The organism is Lacibacter sp. H375, from assembly GCF_037892425.1.
GTDB lineage: Bacteria > Bacteroidota > Bacteroidia > Chitinophagales > Chitinophagaceae > Lacibacter.
This window is the reverse complement of sequence record NZ_JBBKTT010000001.1, coordinates 2,406,345-2,422,868: the sequence shown is the minus strand read 5'-3', so window position 1 is coordinate 2,422,868 and position 16,524 is coordinate 2,406,345. Positions and strand designations below refer to the sequence as shown.

Genomic DNA, 16,524 nt, shown 5'->3' with positions numbered 1-16,524 from the left:
CATACGATTAACAAAAAACAATAAACTTTTCATGGCAACAATTTGTATAACTGGCGGAACAGGTTTAATTGGCAATGCACTAACAAAATATTTATCGGCCAAAGGTCATGCCATTATTGTCCTTAGCCGTTCCGCAAAAAACAGTAATCAGCCATCTGTCACCTATCGGCAATGGAGCCCCGAAAACGGAACCATTGATCAAAAAGCTATTTCAGAAACAGATTACATCATTCATCTGGCGGGTGCAGGTGTGGCTGATAAACGCTGGACAACCAAACGAAAAGAAGAGATAAGGAAAAGTCGGGTAGATGGCAGCGCCCTCATTGTAAAAGCTGTGAATGAAATTCCCAATAAGGTAAAGGCTGTGGTAAGTGCATCGGGTATTGGCTGGTATGGCCCAGATAAAAAAAATGCTTTTGTTGAAACCGATCCTGCTTATCAGGATTTTCTTGGTATTACCTGTGAAGAATGGGAACAAAGCATTGAACCCGTTAAAAAACTTGGCAAACGTTTAGTAAAACTCCGCACGGGAATTGTATTGAGTAATGATGGTGGTGCATTAGTTGAATTTAAGAAACCGCTCCGGTTTGGTTTAGCTGCAGTACTGGGCAGTGGCAAACAGATTGTGAGCTGGATACACATCAATGATCTTGTACGCATGTATGAATATGCATTGGAGAATGATCAGTTGAATGGTGTATTTAATGCTGTATCCCCAAATCCTGTTTCAAATAAAGATCTAACGTTGGCACTTGCAACAAAAATGAAAGGCCGTGCATTTATTACAATGCCTGTTCCATCTGTTGCATTGAAAGTAATGTTGGGCGAGATGAGTATTGAAGTATTGAAAAGTGCAACAGTAAGTGCAGCAAAGATCAGGAACAGTGGTTTTCAATTCCTGTATCCAACGCTCAATTCTGCATTAAACGAATTGATCGCTTAATTAATTTTCTTGCCATCTGCACCTGTCATCACCGGTGGCTTCATGGGCGGAATAACAATGGCAGGACTCAGCTCAGGTAATTTTTCTTTTGAATCTTTTTGCTTGTACATCATTGCATCAACAAAGTACCATTTGGTTCCATTGTTTGATAACCCGATCAATGTTGTTTCAAGACTCAGCGTTCCCATCAATGCTTCAACAGTTGTTGTTTGCGGCAGAGTGCACTGCATGATGCCTTTATGTGTTTGCACAGCAGATGGGTTGCCGATCAATATCTGTTTTACTTTAAGGCCAAACTGCTCACGGTATTTATTCACCGAATCTATACCCTGCTTTATTTTTTCCTTTGAAGCATTATCGCCTACAAGTGTAGGATACATAAACGTAGCATAGGTTTCCATATCCAGGGAACCAAGCGCTTTTGCCATTTTCAATGCTTCCGTTTTAATAACAGTGCTCACATTCTGGGCCCGAACTGATGCAGCACAAATAAGTAATACGACAAATATGGTTGTAATTTTTTTCATCTGCATTAAAGGTCACGCTTTTTATAGATCCAGAAAACCATTCCCCAAAAAATTAACAAGTAGCCAATTGTAATAAATACCTGCTGATTGATAATACTAAGCGAATGATCGTATACTTTCGGATCGAGCCTGCCGAGAAAAGCGGGCACTGGTGTTAACAAATCAGATGATTCTGTGGGCAAGAAACGACCAGCTTCCGGGTGCACATATTTTTTCAGCAACTCCGCCGAAATATTTTCGACAGGAATTTTATAAAAAATAAAAACGCCCAACGCAATGAATGCTCTTTTTATAAGTAGACCTAATAGAAATGCAAATGACAGCTGAGCAAAAGTCTGCAAAGCAAACAAGCCAATATAATTTATCAGTTGGAATTTATCTTTCACATCGGCTCCTGTATTAATAAACCCGATGGTTAATGCTACAATGCTGTAAAGCGTTACTACTATCAGAGAAATAATAACTACATTAAAAAACTTGGCAAGAAGAAATTCATTCCTGCTCCAGCCATCAATCACATTCTGGCGGTTTGTTTTGTAGGTATATTCATTGGTAATAAGCATGATCACCAGGAGAGCAGGAACCGTAACAAAACATGAAGATAAAAATGCCGCAGTTCTGAACACTTCAGGAAATGCAAAGGGATTGCCCAACAGCATTTTCAACATTTGTGCGGCCTGTTTAGCATTCGCTGTTTGATCTTTGTAGACAAAATAAAACATACCATTGATGCCAGGGTACGATAAAACAGTCATCCCCATGAGCCACCAAAAACCGGGATAGTTCTTTAGTTTAAGCCATTCTGTTCTTAATAAATTAGACATACAGATAATTAAATTGATAAGGTTAGTTATTAGTAAGCTCAAAAAATCTTTCTTCTAACCGCTTTTTCTTGATGGAAAGATATTGCAATGCAATACCATGGTTGAAACAATAACGATTCACTTCTTCAGCACTGGCTGTACCCTTTGGAAAATGCAATTGCATGGTTTGTGCGTTAACTGTGGTTGATGTTTTACCGGGATAATTGCTGAGCACCGTTTTCAATTGCTCCATATCTGCTGCACCCACCTCCACCACATCCTCATCAACCAATACATCATCCACTGAACCGGATGTAATCAATGTACCTGTTTTTAAAATAGCAACATGCGTGCAAACTTTTTCCACTTCATCAAGAAGATGACTTGCCATAATGATGGTATGACCTTTCTTACTTAGTTCAATGATCAGTTCACGAATTTCCATGATACCAACAGGATCAAGTCCGTTAGTTGGTTCGTCGAGTACCAATATTTTTGGGTCGCCCAGTAATGCTGCGGCTATGGCTAACCGTTGTTTCATTCCCAAGCTATAACTGCTGAATTTGCTGTTGCGACGTTCATACAATTTCACTTTCTGCAACACCGCATCAATTGCAGCCGAATCACCACGGCCACTTATACTGTTGGTAATCTTTAAATTATTTACAGCCGATAAGTAATGATAAAAATTCGGCGTTTCAAGTAACGAACCAATGTGTTTCCGCAAATCAGGTGAAGCGGGTTTACCAAACCAGGAATAAGTACCACTGTCTGCATTCAGCACATCGAGGATGATACTAAGCATGGTTGTTTTGCCACTTCCGTTGGGGCCGAGAATACCAAACACTGCACCTTGTGGTATTTCAAAAGAAACGCCTTTCAATGCCTGAATTTTTCCGTAAGTTTTTTTGAGATCCTGAACCTGTAATACGCTCATAGATTTGTTTGTGATGATAAAAGAAAGCTAAATGTAATTGATTATTCTTTTGGCAGGTAATGTGCGTGATAAATACTGGTAAAATCTCCAAGAACGGCAAAGCCGGCTTCATCAAAATCAAGTTTGTGGAGCTTGAGTTGTTGAATATCTTCTGCTAATACTTTCCGATGCTTTGGATCTAAGGTGCCGCCTTTTTGTCCCGGCTCTGCTGCAGGATCGTATTGAAAATGCGGATCGCATAACGTACCACGTGGATACATGATCCCCGGTGCTGCATGCCCACGAACATCCAATTCTTTGGGATGGTGCAAACCGATCATGTGCCCGTATTCATGTGCCGCAGTAGTTGATGTTTGCAAGAGATTAGCAAGTTTGAAGTACCCTGTGTTGCTGCCAACTCCATCTACAAATGAAATATCTAATGGCGAATATTCTTCGATGCGGAAGAAGAACAGTTTAGGATCGGTGTTGTACCATACATCTTCCGGTTTTAATAACGGTTCATACACAGCTTTTATATCAAAGATCAATTTATACCAATTATGTTGGTAGTGAACACTTGCCTGCGGTTCATTCCAGTGCTGCGAAATATCATTGCTGATCTGTTTTGCTAAAAGTTCAGTAGCCGCATCCCCATATATATAGAAATGCGAATGGATGGTAAGTTGATTGGAGGATTGTATAAGTTGAGCAAGTGCCATAGGAAAGTAATTTGACAGAATCATTTCCAATAATCATATTGCATGTATGCAGCTGTTTCATCTGCTACTTCTTTACCAAACAGTTTGCCAACGGTATACAAACTCATATCAATGCCGGCAGAAATTCCTGCTGAAGTAATAACAGTTCCATTATCAATAAACCGCACATTTTCTTTTACATGAATTTGATCGGAGATCTCTTTTAATCCATCGATTGCTTTGAAATGTGTGGTTGCTTGCAAGCCTTCTAATAATCCGGCCTTACCCAAAATAAGTGAACCTGTGCAAACACTCAATACCAACTTCGCTTCGGCCGCTTGTTCTTTTACCCAGTTGAGCACAATGGGGTTGTTCATTTCTCTCCGACTACCGAATGCTGTTCCATCTGCGTGTCGTCCGCCGCCACCAGGAATAAGAATGATATCAGCTTTAGGTGAAGTTGCAAACGTATAAGTTGGCTTGATGGTCAAATGATTTCTCGCTTCTATGGTTTCAAACTGTGCGACTGTGAATACATCAAAAGGTGCTTCAGGCAATGTTCGCAAGCCTGCGACACTGAATACTTCAAACGGTCCGGCAAAATCCAGCACCTCAACTTCATTAAAAATAAAAACAGCGACTTTGTATTGCATAAAAAAAGCGTTGATTAAAATTAACCAACGCTTTTTATTTCGAATGAATAATTATTTAATTCCTCACCGGCTTCCCACCCTTCAACACACTCTGTATACGTTCCAGCGATTTCTTTTCACCACAAAGTGATAAGAATGCTTCTCTTTCTAAATCGAGTAAGTATTGTTCAGTTACCAAAGTTGGTTCGCTCAAATCACCACCGCACATCACATAAGCCAGTTTCTTTGCAACAACAGAATCATGTTCTGTTGCGTAACCTGCAGTTTTCATTCCGTTGATACCTGCAAGCAAAGCCCCAAGAGCAGAGCGACCTAATACTTTTACATCATTACGTTGAGTTGGAGCAACATAACCACTATCAAAAATTTCAATCACTGATTTTTTACCTTCTGCAATTCGTCGGCCCTGGTTCATTACCACTTCATCCAATCCTTTACGGAACACCCCCATTTCAAATCCTTCTTTGGCTGATGTTGCCACTTTTGCTGTAGCGATGGATAAGAAACGGTTTTTGAGTGTGATGGTTTCGGGTTCATCTTCATGCATTTCATCGGCAGCACGCAAGACAAATTCTTTTGTACCGCCACCACCTGGAATTAAACCAACACCTAATTCAACAAGCCCGATATAGGTTTCAGCAGCTGCACAAACTTTATCGCTATGCAAACTCAACTCACATGCACCACCCAATGTTAAACCATGTGGCGCAACAACTACAGGGATCGATGAATAGCGTGCACGCATCATCGTATTCTGGAACATACGGATGGCCATATCGAGTTCATCGTATTCCTGTTCAATGGCCAGCATAAAGATCATACCCACGTTTGCTCCTGCGCTGAATTGTGCAGCATCGTTTGCAATCACTACACCTTTATACTTTTCTTCTGCTAATGCAATGGACTTTTGAATACCTTCCAACACTTCGCCACCAATGCTACCCATTTTTGTATTCCACTCTAATCCTAATACATCATCACCTAAATGATACGTTCTGCAACTTGCATTTTTCCAAACAGTCTGGTTCTCGAAATTCTTCATCACAATAAATGCATCGCCACCAGGAATTACTTTATATGATTTACTTGCAGGGTCGTAGCATACACGTTTGTTATTTTCTACTTTGTAAAAAGAGGTTGCACCATTTGCAATCATCTCATCTACCCATGCTGCTACTTTATAACCCGCAGCCTTCATGGCATCCACTGTTTTTGCAACGCCCAAAACATCCCAGCTTTCAAACGCACCGATTTCCCAACCAAAGCCGGCCATCATTGCATCATCCACACGATACAACTCATCACTGATCTCCGGAATACGATGCGAGATATAAGAGAACAAACTATAATGAAACTGTTTGTAAAACTCTCCGGCTTTATCCGTACTGCTGCACAACATTTTTAATCTCGTCTTGAGATCATCAATTGGTTTTGCAGCTTCCACACTTGCAAACTTTGGTTTCACACGTGGACCGTATTCCATGGTTTGCAGGTTGAGTGTAAGAATTTCTTTCTCACCCCCTGAGCCCTTATTCTTCTTAAAGAAACCCTGACCTGTTTTATCTCCGAGCCAATTATTCTCGAGCATTTTATTGAGCCAGGATGGAATGGCAAAAATTTCTTTCGCTTCATCATCCGGGCAATTCTCTGCAACACCCTTTGCTACTTTCACCAGTGTATCTAAACCAACTACATCTCCTGTACGGAAAGTAGCAGATTTTGGTCGGCCGATGATTGGACCTGTTAATGCTTCGATCTCATCAATGGTCAACTTCATCTTATCCATCAAATTCATAATGGACATCATGCCAAACACACCAACACGATTTGCAATGAATGCAGGCGTGTCTTTACACAACACTGTTGTTTTACCAAGATAGAGATCACCATAGTTCATCAAGAAATCAACTACGGATGGATCAGTATATTTTGTAGGAATAATTTCGAGCAAACGTAAATAGCGTGGCGGATTAAAGAAGTGAGTACCGCAGAAATGTTTTTTGAAATCATCGCTTCTTCCTTCAGCCATCATGCTGATGGGAATACCGGATGTATTGGAAGTGATCAATGTACCGGGCTTGCGGAATTTCTCTACCTGTTCAAAAATGAGTTGCTTGATGTCGAGACGTTCAACCACCACTTCAATCACCCAATCGCAGGAAGCAATATCTTTCATGTTATCAGTGAAGTTGCCTGTGGTAATTTTCTTCACCACATCTTTTGTATAAACAGGTGATGGATTACTTTTGATTGCTGCAGCCAATGCATCGTTCACCAGTTTATTACGCTCGGCAGGTTTGGTGCTTTCTTCAAAACCCTTCGGCACCATATCCAGTAAAATTGTTTGCAACCCAACACCTGCAAAGTGACAGGCAATGCGGCTGCCCATTACACCGCTGCCTAAAACAGCTACTTTTTTGATCGTTCTTTTCATATGTCTCAAGCTTTAGAAAATTAGTTAGCTATGCAACTATTTACATCGAAGATAGCATTAAAAGCTATTTCACAAAAGACTTGAAATGAAATTAACAGCTAAATTTTTGAAGGGAAAGATCAGCTCACTTTTCCGGCTACAACCAAAGCATTTAAATCAGGAGTAGGTTTACCACCTTCGTCTTCAAGCGTAATGGCGAACATCTGTGCACCGGGCTTTGCTTGCTTCATTTTTTGAATAGAAGCCACATCAGTTAAACTGATCATACCGGCATCGGTTGGTTGTCCATCAATAAGGAACCAAAGCTGGTACTGTTTACCTTTTGGGGCAGGTGGTAACGAAGAAGGATCAATAAATAACTCTCCGGTTGTTTTATTCCAGAATACTTCGGCCTGCTGTTTTACATCTGGCTTCACTGAAGCCAATGCTACAGAAGTCAACGAAGGATCAGATTTTAAACGGCGGTATAATTCGTAAGAAGAAACTTTCTTATTGAGTTCAGCAACCTGTTGTTCAGAAGTGGTTGCGTTTTGTTGCAACGTAGCCACATCGCTTTTCAATTGCTGGTTACCATTATACAAATACAGAGCAAACGCACCGGCCAGCAGGAACAAACCCCATGAAGCGGCAATTGCCAACTTGCTGAAAGATGATTTTTGTTCGGCAACAGGTTTCATCTCTACCACTTTGGCAGGCGAACCATTTGCTTCAGGTGCAGCAACAGCTCCTGTTTTTGCAGGAAGTGAAGCCATTAATTTGTCTTTAACAGAAGAAGATGGGGTAACGGCCATTTGCATAGCGCCTGCTTCAAAAGTTGAAGCGATAGCATCAAGTTCTTGCTGAATTTCGGGGAACAATTGGGCAAGTGTTTCCACTTTGCTCGCCTCTTCGGGAGGAAGCATACCAAGAACATAAAGTTCCAGGTCACCGGATTGTATGATACAACTTAAATCCACGTCAGGTTACATTTAGTTTTTTACGTAATACAATTAAACTATTCCTGATTTTGGTTTTGACTGTCCCCAACGGCATATTTAATTCTTTGCTTATTTCTTCCTGGGTATAACCCATGAAATAAGCCAAACGCATTAACTGTCGGTTTTCTTCGGGCAGATGTAATAGCCAGTTTTGAACATCCATTGTATCAATACTTGCTCCTGCTGAAGGAACGGTTTCGCTAACATATACGGAATCTTCTAACGAAGAGTTTTGCGAACTGTTCTTAAAGTTTTTGGAGCGTGTTTTATCAATGGACTGATTACGTGCAATATTGATCATCCACGTGAAGAGCCTGCCTTTTGATGTATCGAAGCTGCCGATATTGTTCCAGATCTTCAACATGGTTTCCTGCAATACGTCCTCTGCAGTAGCCTGATCTGTGATGATTTTCATGATGACACCGAGTATGGCACCAGAAAAACGATCATAGAGTTCGGACATTGCCTGCTGATCACCGTTGTTTAAACGGGCTACCAGATCTGTTTCATTGTATGTAGCGGCAGTGAACAAAGAATGTTGTTGTTTAACAGATTTAAAAAAGGACTAAACAATGATGATGCATGTGCACAACTAAACGATTATTAAACCAAAAAAGTTCAGCACCTTTTTCTAATCGGTAACAATAATGGAACTTTTTTTTGAATTAATCAAACTTAACTCACGCCTGCACCCGGATTGATCACCGCTTCCGGTTTTACAAAATGCAGTTTCCCTTCATTATCTTCTGCCATCAGTATCATACCGTTGCTTTCAATACCACGCATTTTACGTGGGGCAAGATTGGCCACAACCACCACTTGTTTCCCAACAATATCTTCCGGCGCAAAATGCAATGCAATACCGCTTACGATAGTTCTGGTTTCAAAACCAAGATCAACAGAAAGCTTCAACAGCTTGTCAGCCTTTTCTACTTTTTCAGCAGTTACAATCGTTCCTACCTTCAGATCGATCTTAGCGAAATCATCGAATTGAATTTCAGGTTTCAGATTGGCGGTTTCAGCTTTTATGTCGTCCACTTTTGTAGTTGTTTCTGGTTTTACAAGTCCTGATTTTAATTTTTCTATTTGATACTTGATCTCGTCGTCCTCAATTTTCCTGAACAGCAATTCAGGTGCACGCATGGTATAACCAACACTCAGCAATTTTAATTTGCCAGCATTTTCCCAATCAAGCATTTTCTCCACCACTTTCATCATACCCAACATTTTTTTAGCTGTGTTTGGCAAGAATGGATTGATGAGGATGGCAAGATTTGCACTTAACTGTAAACACAAGTGCATAGTATTATCAATGCTCTTTTGCGCTTCAGGATCTCCTGCCAGCTTCTTTGCGACGATCCACGGTTCTTTCTTCTGCATGTATTGATTGCCTTTGCGGCTGAGATCGATCACTTCAAACAACGCTTCACGGAATTTATATTCCTCCAACAGATTTTCAACTTTCGATTTTGCATTTTCAATTTCACTGATGATCCATTTGTCTTCTTCAACCAACACATCTTCGTGAAGCTTCGGCACTTTACCGCCACAGAGTTTATGCATCAACACCCATGTACGGTTCACAAAATTGCCGAAGATGTTTCCAAGTTCACTGTTCACAGCATCCTGGAAACCCTTCCACATAAACTCACTGTCTTTTGTTTCTGGAGCTATCTGAGTTAAATAATAACGCAGCATATCAACGGCCTGTCCACCACCATTTTCTTTCTTCACGAAATCGTTGATGTAATCACGCATATCGAGTTTCCAGTTGCGGCTGGTACTCATTTTATCGCCTTCAAGATTTAAAAACTCGTTGGCAGGAACATTTGTTGGCAGAATATTTCCATGCAACTTCAACATGATCGGGAAAATGATACAATGGAAAACGATATTATCTTTCCCGATGAAATGCACAAGCTTTGTGTCTTGATCGTACCAATAAGGCTCCCATTGCTTGTTATTATCAAGCGCCCATTGTTTGGTTGCACTTACATAACCAATGGGTGCATCAAACCACACATACAACACTTTTCCTTCCGCATCTTTCAACGGCACTTTAATTCCCCAACCAAGATCTCTCGTAACAGCTCTTGATTGCAAACCACCTTCGATCCAGCTTTTACACTGGCCTACTACCGTTGCACGCCAATCATCTTTGTGTTCTTTTAAGATCCATTCACGCAAAAACTCCTCGTGTTTGCCTAATGGCAAATACCAATGTGATGTTTTCTTTTTGATGGGCGCTTTACCGCTGAGTGTGCTAACGGGGTTGATCAATTCATCCGGACTTAATGTACGTCCGCAGTTTTCACACTGATCACCAAATGCACGGTTGCTGCCGCAGTTAGGGCAGGTACCTTTTATATAACGATCAGCTAAGAAAGTTTTTGCCTCTTCATCAAAATACTGTTCGGTTTCTTTTGTTTCCAGTTCACCACGTTCGTGCAGGTAAGTAAAAAACTCCTGCGCTGTTTCATGATGAATGGGCTCGCTGGTGCGGTGATAAATATCAAAGCTCATGTTCAGGTCTTCAAAATCCTGCTTCATTGCTTCGTGATACTTATCGATAATTGCTCTCGGCGTAGTTCGTTCCTTTGTTGCCTGGATGGGAATGGCAGTTCCATGTTCATCACTTCCGCAAACAAACACCACATCTCTTTTCTGCGCACGCAGGTAACGGGCATAAATATCTGCCGGAATATAGGCACCGGCCAAATGGCCCACATGCTTTAACCCATTTGCATAAGGAAGCGCACTTGTAATTAAATATCTTTTCGGTAAACTCATTTTGTAATCGTCTTTAGTCATTCTGTTCATCGCCTGTTGCGTCGCACTCTTGTGCAGATAGCAATTCTATGCAGCAGGGGATTGCAAAAGTACCATAAACAGCCTCATTACCCAAACATGTTGAAACGGCGAAGCCAACCCAAGGGTTGGCTTCGCTTATGAGATGAAATCAATCATTTTTTACGTTTTTGCTGAAACATCCATTTCAGAAAAGTTGGTTCCGCAAATGCATTATCCCAACTGTCATGATTCACTCCGGGGTATTCTGTGTATTTCACTTTTGCTTTGATCGATTTGAGTTTTTCATTTGCATCTCTCGATAACTTTACATTCACAACAGGATCGGCATCGCCATGAAATATCCAGAAAGGAGTTTTGCCTGTCCAGTTACTATAACTATCCAGATCCGCACCTCCACAAATGGGTAATGCTGCAGCATATAATTTGGGATAACGATAAACAGTTTCAAAGGTGCCCATACCACCCATTGATAAACCTGCAACGTAAATACGTTTCCGGTCAACTGCTTCTTCACTAGTTACTTTTTGCACTAATTCATTCGCAGCAATAAGTGGCCAATTGGCTTCTCCTTTGTAATCAAACAATATTGCTCGTGGTTTTACAGTCGTGTCAACTTTTCTGACTGCCCAGAATGAATTGAGGGGACACTGCGGGAAGATGACAATTGCAGGAAACTTCTTCCTGTTGACCGCATCAAGAAACAGCTTCGAACCATGTACTAATTGCTTTTCGTTATCGTCGCCTCTTTCTCCAGCACCATGCAGAAACAAAACAAGCGGATACTTTTTTGCCTTATCATAATTATCGGGATAAAGTATCCGATAAGGAAGCACTTTCCCTTCGGCATAATTGTATTGTTTCTTTTCGAAAACAGGAGTTTGTGCAGAAACTATTCCGGCAAACAGGAACGCAATGAACACAAGCAATAAACGCATGGTATAATTTTTACACTATGAATTTATAACCTTTCTGTCTTCAGGTATTTCTTATTTTAATAGAACCGGTTCGGAAGCATCAACTATCTTAATAAGAGATAAACTCCTGGTATACTTTCTGCAAAACAGCCTGGCCTCTTCTCACCATCAACTTTTCTGATGCAGGCGCTGCCTCCCTATTGATCACTTTCCGGTTGTTATTATCAAATGCAACCTGCCCATCTTTCTCAATCCAGAGAAAACCATTGTCAAACGAATTAAACGCAAACTGCCTGATATTGGGATTCATTAAATTCTTACTCCAGTAAAATGTTTTATGATCTAATCCCATTTGAGCAAGTAATGTAGCAGGAATATCGCCTTGTGAGCCTAACACATTTATTCTTTTGCCTTTATACTCCTGTTTCAGTACATCACCTGCAAACAACAATGGAACCTGCGAACGTCTGGCCATATAAATTTCGTGTTTGTTGGTTGGCAACCTATGGCCATGGTCAGCTACCAAGACAAACAGTGTGTTCTTATACCAATTTTCTTTTGAAGCTGCAGTAAAAAATTCTTTTAAACTCTGATCGGTGTAATAAGCCGTACTTCTGAATTTATCCGTTATATCATTACCCGGGAACCGGGCTTTAACCGGTATCTCAAATGGTTCATGATTGCTCAATGTTAACACAGTTGAAAAGAATGGCTGCGGTTCTTGTTTCAAATCGTTGAGTAAGCGCTTCAACACCACATCATCATGTGCACCCCATTTTGAATTAATATCTTTCTTTCCAAAATCACGAATGTCGACAAGTCGCTTATAGTCTTTGTTTAAAATGAAAGAACGGAAATTATAGAAATCAGATTCACCTCCATAGTAAAAGGAAGTATGATAACCATTTTGATAAAAGGAAGAAGAAATAGAAGGCATCTTCTTCGCTTTTTCAGGAATTGTCAACAGACTGCTGATAGCCTGCGAAGGAAATCCGCTATGAATGGTTAAGAAACCAATATCGGTACGTGAACCAGATGCATAAACATTTGTAAACAATAAGTTCTTTGCAGCTAGGCTATCGAGAAATGGTGTTACATTTTTTTCACCATCAAGAGATGCCATCAGGTCAGCTGTAAAACTTTCAAGGATAATTAAAACAACGTTCGGTTTGCTTGTATCTAAGAAGAGTACGGTTGAATCTTTTGTGGTAAGCAAACTATCGCACACAGCGTTTGCTTCTTTCATATCCATAAACATATATGGATTGTTGGTGGCAGATTGATGATCGATGATATCTCTCACTAAGTTCCATTCGGTATTAACTGCTGCATGATTCAGCGATTGATTGTTTGAATAATAAGCTGATGAAATGGACAAAGGCGATGTAGAAATACCACCACGTAATGCAACTACGTAAAGAGCAAATATGGCAAATACAATACCGATGCGTTTAACCATGTGAGGATATTCGTGGATTTGCACAACGGGTTTTGATCGAAAATAGAAAAGCAAACCAATAACGATCAGTACCACACCAACGATCAACGAAATGAAAACCGGTGGAATCATTGAGCTGGCCAGCGCAAGCGATGGGGTTGTAAAAAATACCTGGAAAGCACGGTAATTCAGTTTTGTCCCCCATTCACGGTAGGTGTTAACATCAACTATGGTAAGAAACCCGATCAACACGATCATGACAATCATATACCAGCGGTATAAATTTGAGCGAACCGGTACTTTTCCTGCGAAAAACAAAAAAGCCCAGGCCAACATTGGTAATGTGGCAATATAAGCTGTGGTGGCAATATCCATCGGTAACCCAAATAGGAACGATTTCAAGACTTCTGCCCCATCGCCATCCCGCACTTTTGACATGAAGAAAAGGATAAAGACCAATCTGCAGAGAGAAAAATACAATATCCAAAAACCGACAAAAAATAAAAAAGAGTAAAATAGTTTCCGCATAACTTAAGCAATACCTCGTGCAAAGATGCCATTAAAATCGAGACACTCAAGACTAAAGGAAACGCCGTTTGGCTTTTTTTAAATAATTTGAACCTATGAAGCGTAAGCATTTCTTACAGTCAATTTTGCCGGCAGGTCTTTTGTTCACAGATGGACTGCATGTAAATACTGAAGAAAAATGGGCCGATGAGCCATATCACCCTCCCTATTTAAAAGACGGCGACACAATAGGTATTACTTCACCGGCAGGATATATCACCGAAAAGGAAATTCAACCAGCCATTCAGCAAATTGAAAGCTGGGGATTGAAGGTGAAGATCGGCAGCAGCATTGGCAAACGTGATTTCACATTTGGCGGTACTGACGAGGAACGCAGAGCCGATTTTCAACAACTCATTGATGACCCAACTGTGAAAGCCATTCTTTGCGCACGAGGTGGTTACGGCTTTGTGCGTATTGTTGACCAGCTTGATTTCTCAAAAATGAAAGTTCATCCCAAGTGGATGATCGGTTTCAGCGATATTACTGTTTTGCATAGCCATCTCAACCGCAACTTTGGTATTGCATCCATTCATTCTAAAATGTGCAACAGCTTTCCTGAAGATTGGAGCAGAGCAGAACCAATACAAGTTGAAACTATTCTTTCCATCCGTGATGCATTAAAAGGTGTAGAGATGAAATACACAGCCCCCGCACATGAAAAGAACCGACTGGGTGTGGCAACAGGAATATTGGTGGGTGGCAACTTAAAAACACTTGAATCACTCGCAGGCAGCAAAAGTGACTTGCGTACAACCAATAAGATATTGTTTGTGGAAGATACAGGCGAATACCTCTACAGCATTGATCGTATGTTTTGGAATTTAAAACGCAGCGACAAGCTCGATCATTTAGCAGGACTGATAGTTGGTGGTTTTAAGATCAAAGCAAGTGAAGATGCATCTGAAGAGTTTGGTAAAAACCTGTACGAAATTGTGATGGAAAAAATTCCTGATTGCACATATCCTGTTTGCTTCGACTTTCCCGTTGGACACCAGAAAAATAATTATGCGTTGAAATGCGGAGTGAAACATAAATTGCAGGTAACAACAAACGGCAGCACATTAACTGATATACGATGAAGATTCCTTCCTACTTAAAAAAAGGCGACACGATTGCCATTACCTGTCCTGCAGGATATATGAAGCTTGAAAAAGCACAAACATGTATCACAGTTCTTCAACAGTGGGGTTATGAAGTGTTGGTGGGTAAAACGCTCGGCAGTAAATCAAAAACTTATTTCAGTGGAACAGATGAAGAACGCCTGAATGAATTCCAGGCAATGCTTGATGCACCTGAAGTAAAAGCTATTCTTTGCGGACGTGGTGGCTATGGTGTTGGCCGCATTATTGATCAATTGGATTTTACGGCGTTCAAAAAAAATCCAAAGTGGATCATAGGCTTTAGTGACATTACCATCTTTCATGCACACATCAACCGCAATTTTAAAATTGCTACCCTGCATTCATCCATGGCATCTGCGTTTAACGATGGTGGTTATAAAAACAAATATGTACAATCCATCAAAGCTGCATTAGAAGGAAAGAAAGCCATATACAATTACAAAACACATCGCCTCAACCAAACAGGAAAAGCAACAGCCGAACTTGTTGGTGGCAATCTTGCATTGATCGCTCATCTTATCGGTACAAAAAGCGATTATCAAACAAAAGGAAAAATTTTGTTCTTAGAAGATATAGGTGAACAGCATTATAACATTGACCGTATGATGCACCAGTTGAAACGAAGTGGTAAATTAAATAATCTTGCAGGGCTCATCATCGGTAGATTTACTGACATGCAAGATACAGAACGACCTTTCGGAAGAAAAGTGTACAACATTATTCATGATCTCATTAATGAATATAAGTATCCTGTTTGTTTTGATTTTCCTATCAGTCACGATAAAGAAAACCTTGCATTAAAAGTGGGTGCTTCTTATCAATTAACTGTAAGCAAAAAAACAGTTCAATTAAAAGAACAATAATTCATTTCTCCTCAAAAAAAGCCTGTAGAAAATCTTCTACAGGCTTTTTTTATTTTATATAAGCCTGGCTCTCCCTCTCTGAAACCCTTTACTGCCAGGCATTTTAGCGATTTCGTCACCTCCTGCCTGACCCCCGTCACTGAAACTTGTGACACAAGTCACTCAAAACACTGCATTAGATCATTCCCGAGCGAGCGAGCCTGAGCAATATTTGTGGAGTCAATTTGAACACGAAACAACTAAACAACAAATTATGATACGCCAATCAATCCTTCTGTTTTTCACTATACTGCTTTTAGCAGGAACTATAAGTGCGCAAAGCAAATTCAGCACTAAATCTTTTCAGTTAATCATTAATGGAACTTCAAATGTTCACGACTGGAGTTCAAAAGCAACCAACGTTATTGTAACCGGTGATTTTGGTTTAAACAGTACAAGTCTTGAAAAAATAAATGCTGCCTCTGTTAAAGTAAAAACAACATCGTTGAAAAGTACAAAAGATTCTGATCTGATGGATGGACGTACACACAGCACATTAAAAGCTGATAAATATCCCGAGATCACTTATGTATTTACAAAAGTTTTAAGCGTACAGCAAAGTGGTGCTGAAACCATCATGAACATTACCGGCAACTTAACCTTAGGTGGTGTTACCAAACCAACTGATCTCACACTGCGCATTAAAACATTACCCGGTGGAGACCTTGAAGTAAAAGGTACCAGGAAGATACTCATGAGCAACCACGGTATTAAACCCCCAAGCTTTATGCTGGGTGCTATGAAAGTGGGTGATGAAGTAACACTTACTTACGATGTAATTCTTAAAAAAGCATAATCAAACAATTTTATTACA

15 protein-coding genes are annotated in these 16,524 nt (G+C 40.3%); 4 read left to right on the top strand and 11 right to left on the bottom strand.

From position 1 onward, the window contains the following. Positions 1-31 precede the first annotated feature (31 nt). Complete coding sequence (locus WG954_RS10745; protein WP_340436311.1) at positions 32-943, top strand: TIGR01777 family oxidoreductase; 912 nt, start codon at positions 32-34, stop codon at positions 941-943. Here WG954_RS10745 and WG954_RS10740 read toward each other — a convergent pair. The 11 genes from WG954_RS10740 to WG954_RS10690 form a co-directional block, all read right to left on the bottom strand. Next, on the bottom strand, positions 940-1,476 hold the full coding sequence (locus WG954_RS10740) for a hypothetical protein (protein ID WP_340436309.1): 537 nt from the start codon (positions 1,474-1,476) through the stop codon (positions 940-942). The two genes, WG954_RS10745 and WG954_RS10740, sit on opposite strands and share 4 nt — an antisense overlap. Continuing rightward, complete coding sequence (locus WG954_RS10735; RefSeq protein ID WP_340436306.1) at positions 1,476-2,294, bottom strand: DUF2705 family protein; 819 nt, start codon at positions 2,292-2,294, stop codon at positions 1,476-1,478. The genes WG954_RS10740 and WG954_RS10735 overlap by 1 nt, the downstream gene beginning before the upstream one ends. Positions 2,295-2,316: 22 nt before the next feature. Continuing rightward, entirely contained in the window at positions 2,317-3,210 is an 894-nt protein-coding gene (locus tag WG954_RS10730; protein ID WP_340436304.1) for an ABC transporter ATP-binding protein, read from the bottom strand. A 41-nt stretch (positions 3,211-3,251) separates the two neighbouring features. Continuing rightward, on the bottom strand, positions 3,252-3,911 hold the full coding sequence (locus WG954_RS10725) for a peptidase M10 (protein WP_340436302.1): 660 nt from the start codon (positions 3,909-3,911) through the stop codon (positions 3,252-3,254). 20 nt (positions 3,912-3,931) lie between these two features. Beyond that, the gene (locus WG954_RS10720; RefSeq protein ID WP_340436300.1) at positions 3,932-4,543 is read right to left on the bottom strand and encodes a DJ-1/PfpI family protein; all 612 of its coding nucleotides are present in this window, start codon (positions 4,541-4,543) and stop codon (positions 3,932-3,934) included. Positions 4,544-4,598: 55 nt separating this feature from the next. Continuing rightward, positions 4,599-6,977: a 3-hydroxyacyl-CoA dehydrogenase/enoyl-CoA hydratase family protein gene (locus WG954_RS10715; RefSeq protein ID WP_340436298.1), complete on the bottom strand. Its 2,379-nt coding sequence runs from the start codon at positions 6,975-6,977 to the stop codon at positions 4,599-4,601. A gap of 119 nt (positions 6,978-7,096) precedes the next feature. Then, positions 7,097-7,933, bottom strand: coding sequence for an anti-sigma factor (locus tag WG954_RS10710; protein WP_340436295.1), 837 nt, complete (start codon positions 7,931-7,933; stop codon positions 7,097-7,099). 1 nt (position 7,934) lies between these two features. Next, positions 7,935-8,486 carry an RNA polymerase sigma factor gene (locus tag WG954_RS10705; protein WP_324231110.1) on the bottom strand — a complete coding sequence of 184 codons (552 nt, stop codon included), beginning with the start codon at positions 8,484-8,486 and terminating at the stop codon, positions 7,935-7,937. 143 nt (positions 8,487-8,629) lie between these two features. Next, complete coding sequence (gene metG / locus WG954_RS10700) at positions 8,630-10,765, bottom strand: methionine--tRNA ligase (protein WP_340436292.1); 2,136 nt, start codon at positions 10,763-10,765, stop codon at positions 8,630-8,632. A 152-nt stretch (positions 10,766-10,917) separates the two neighbouring features. Further along, positions 10,918-11,700: a carboxylesterase family protein gene (locus tag WG954_RS10695; RefSeq protein ID WP_340436290.1), complete on the bottom strand. Its 783-nt coding sequence runs from the start codon at positions 11,698-11,700 to the stop codon at positions 10,918-10,920. An 88-nt stretch (positions 11,701-11,788) separates the two neighbouring features. Continuing rightward, the gene (locus WG954_RS10690; RefSeq protein WP_340436288.1) at positions 11,789-13,555 is read right to left on the bottom strand and encodes an LTA synthase family protein; all 1,767 of its coding nucleotides are present in this window, start codon (positions 13,553-13,555) and stop codon (positions 11,789-11,791) included. A gap of 185 nt (positions 13,556-13,740) precedes the next feature. On the opposite strand from WG954_RS10690, the gene WG954_RS10685 reads away from it, so the two are divergent. The 3 genes from WG954_RS10685 to WG954_RS10675 all read left to right on the top strand — a co-directional run bounded on the left by WG954_RS10685 (position 13,741) and on the right by WG954_RS10675 (position 16,506). Beyond that, positions 13,741-14,766, top strand: a complete 1,026-nt coding sequence (locus WG954_RS10685) for a S66 peptidase family protein (RefSeq protein WP_340436286.1) — start codon at positions 13,741-13,743, stop codon at positions 14,764-14,766. Next, positions 14,763-15,671 (top strand): S66 peptidase family protein, encoded by a 909-nt coding sequence (locus WG954_RS10680; protein WP_340436284.1) that lies wholly within the window; start codon positions 14,763-14,765, stop codon positions 15,669-15,671. The genes WG954_RS10685 and WG954_RS10680 overlap by 4 nt, the downstream gene beginning before the upstream one ends. Positions 15,672-15,924: 253 nt before the next feature. Continuing rightward, the gene (locus WG954_RS10675; RefSeq protein ID WP_340436283.1) at positions 15,925-16,506 is read left to right on the top strand and encodes a YceI family protein; all 582 of its coding nucleotides are present in this window, start codon (positions 15,925-15,927) and stop codon (positions 16,504-16,506) included. Positions 16,507-16,524: the final 18 nt, after the last annotated feature.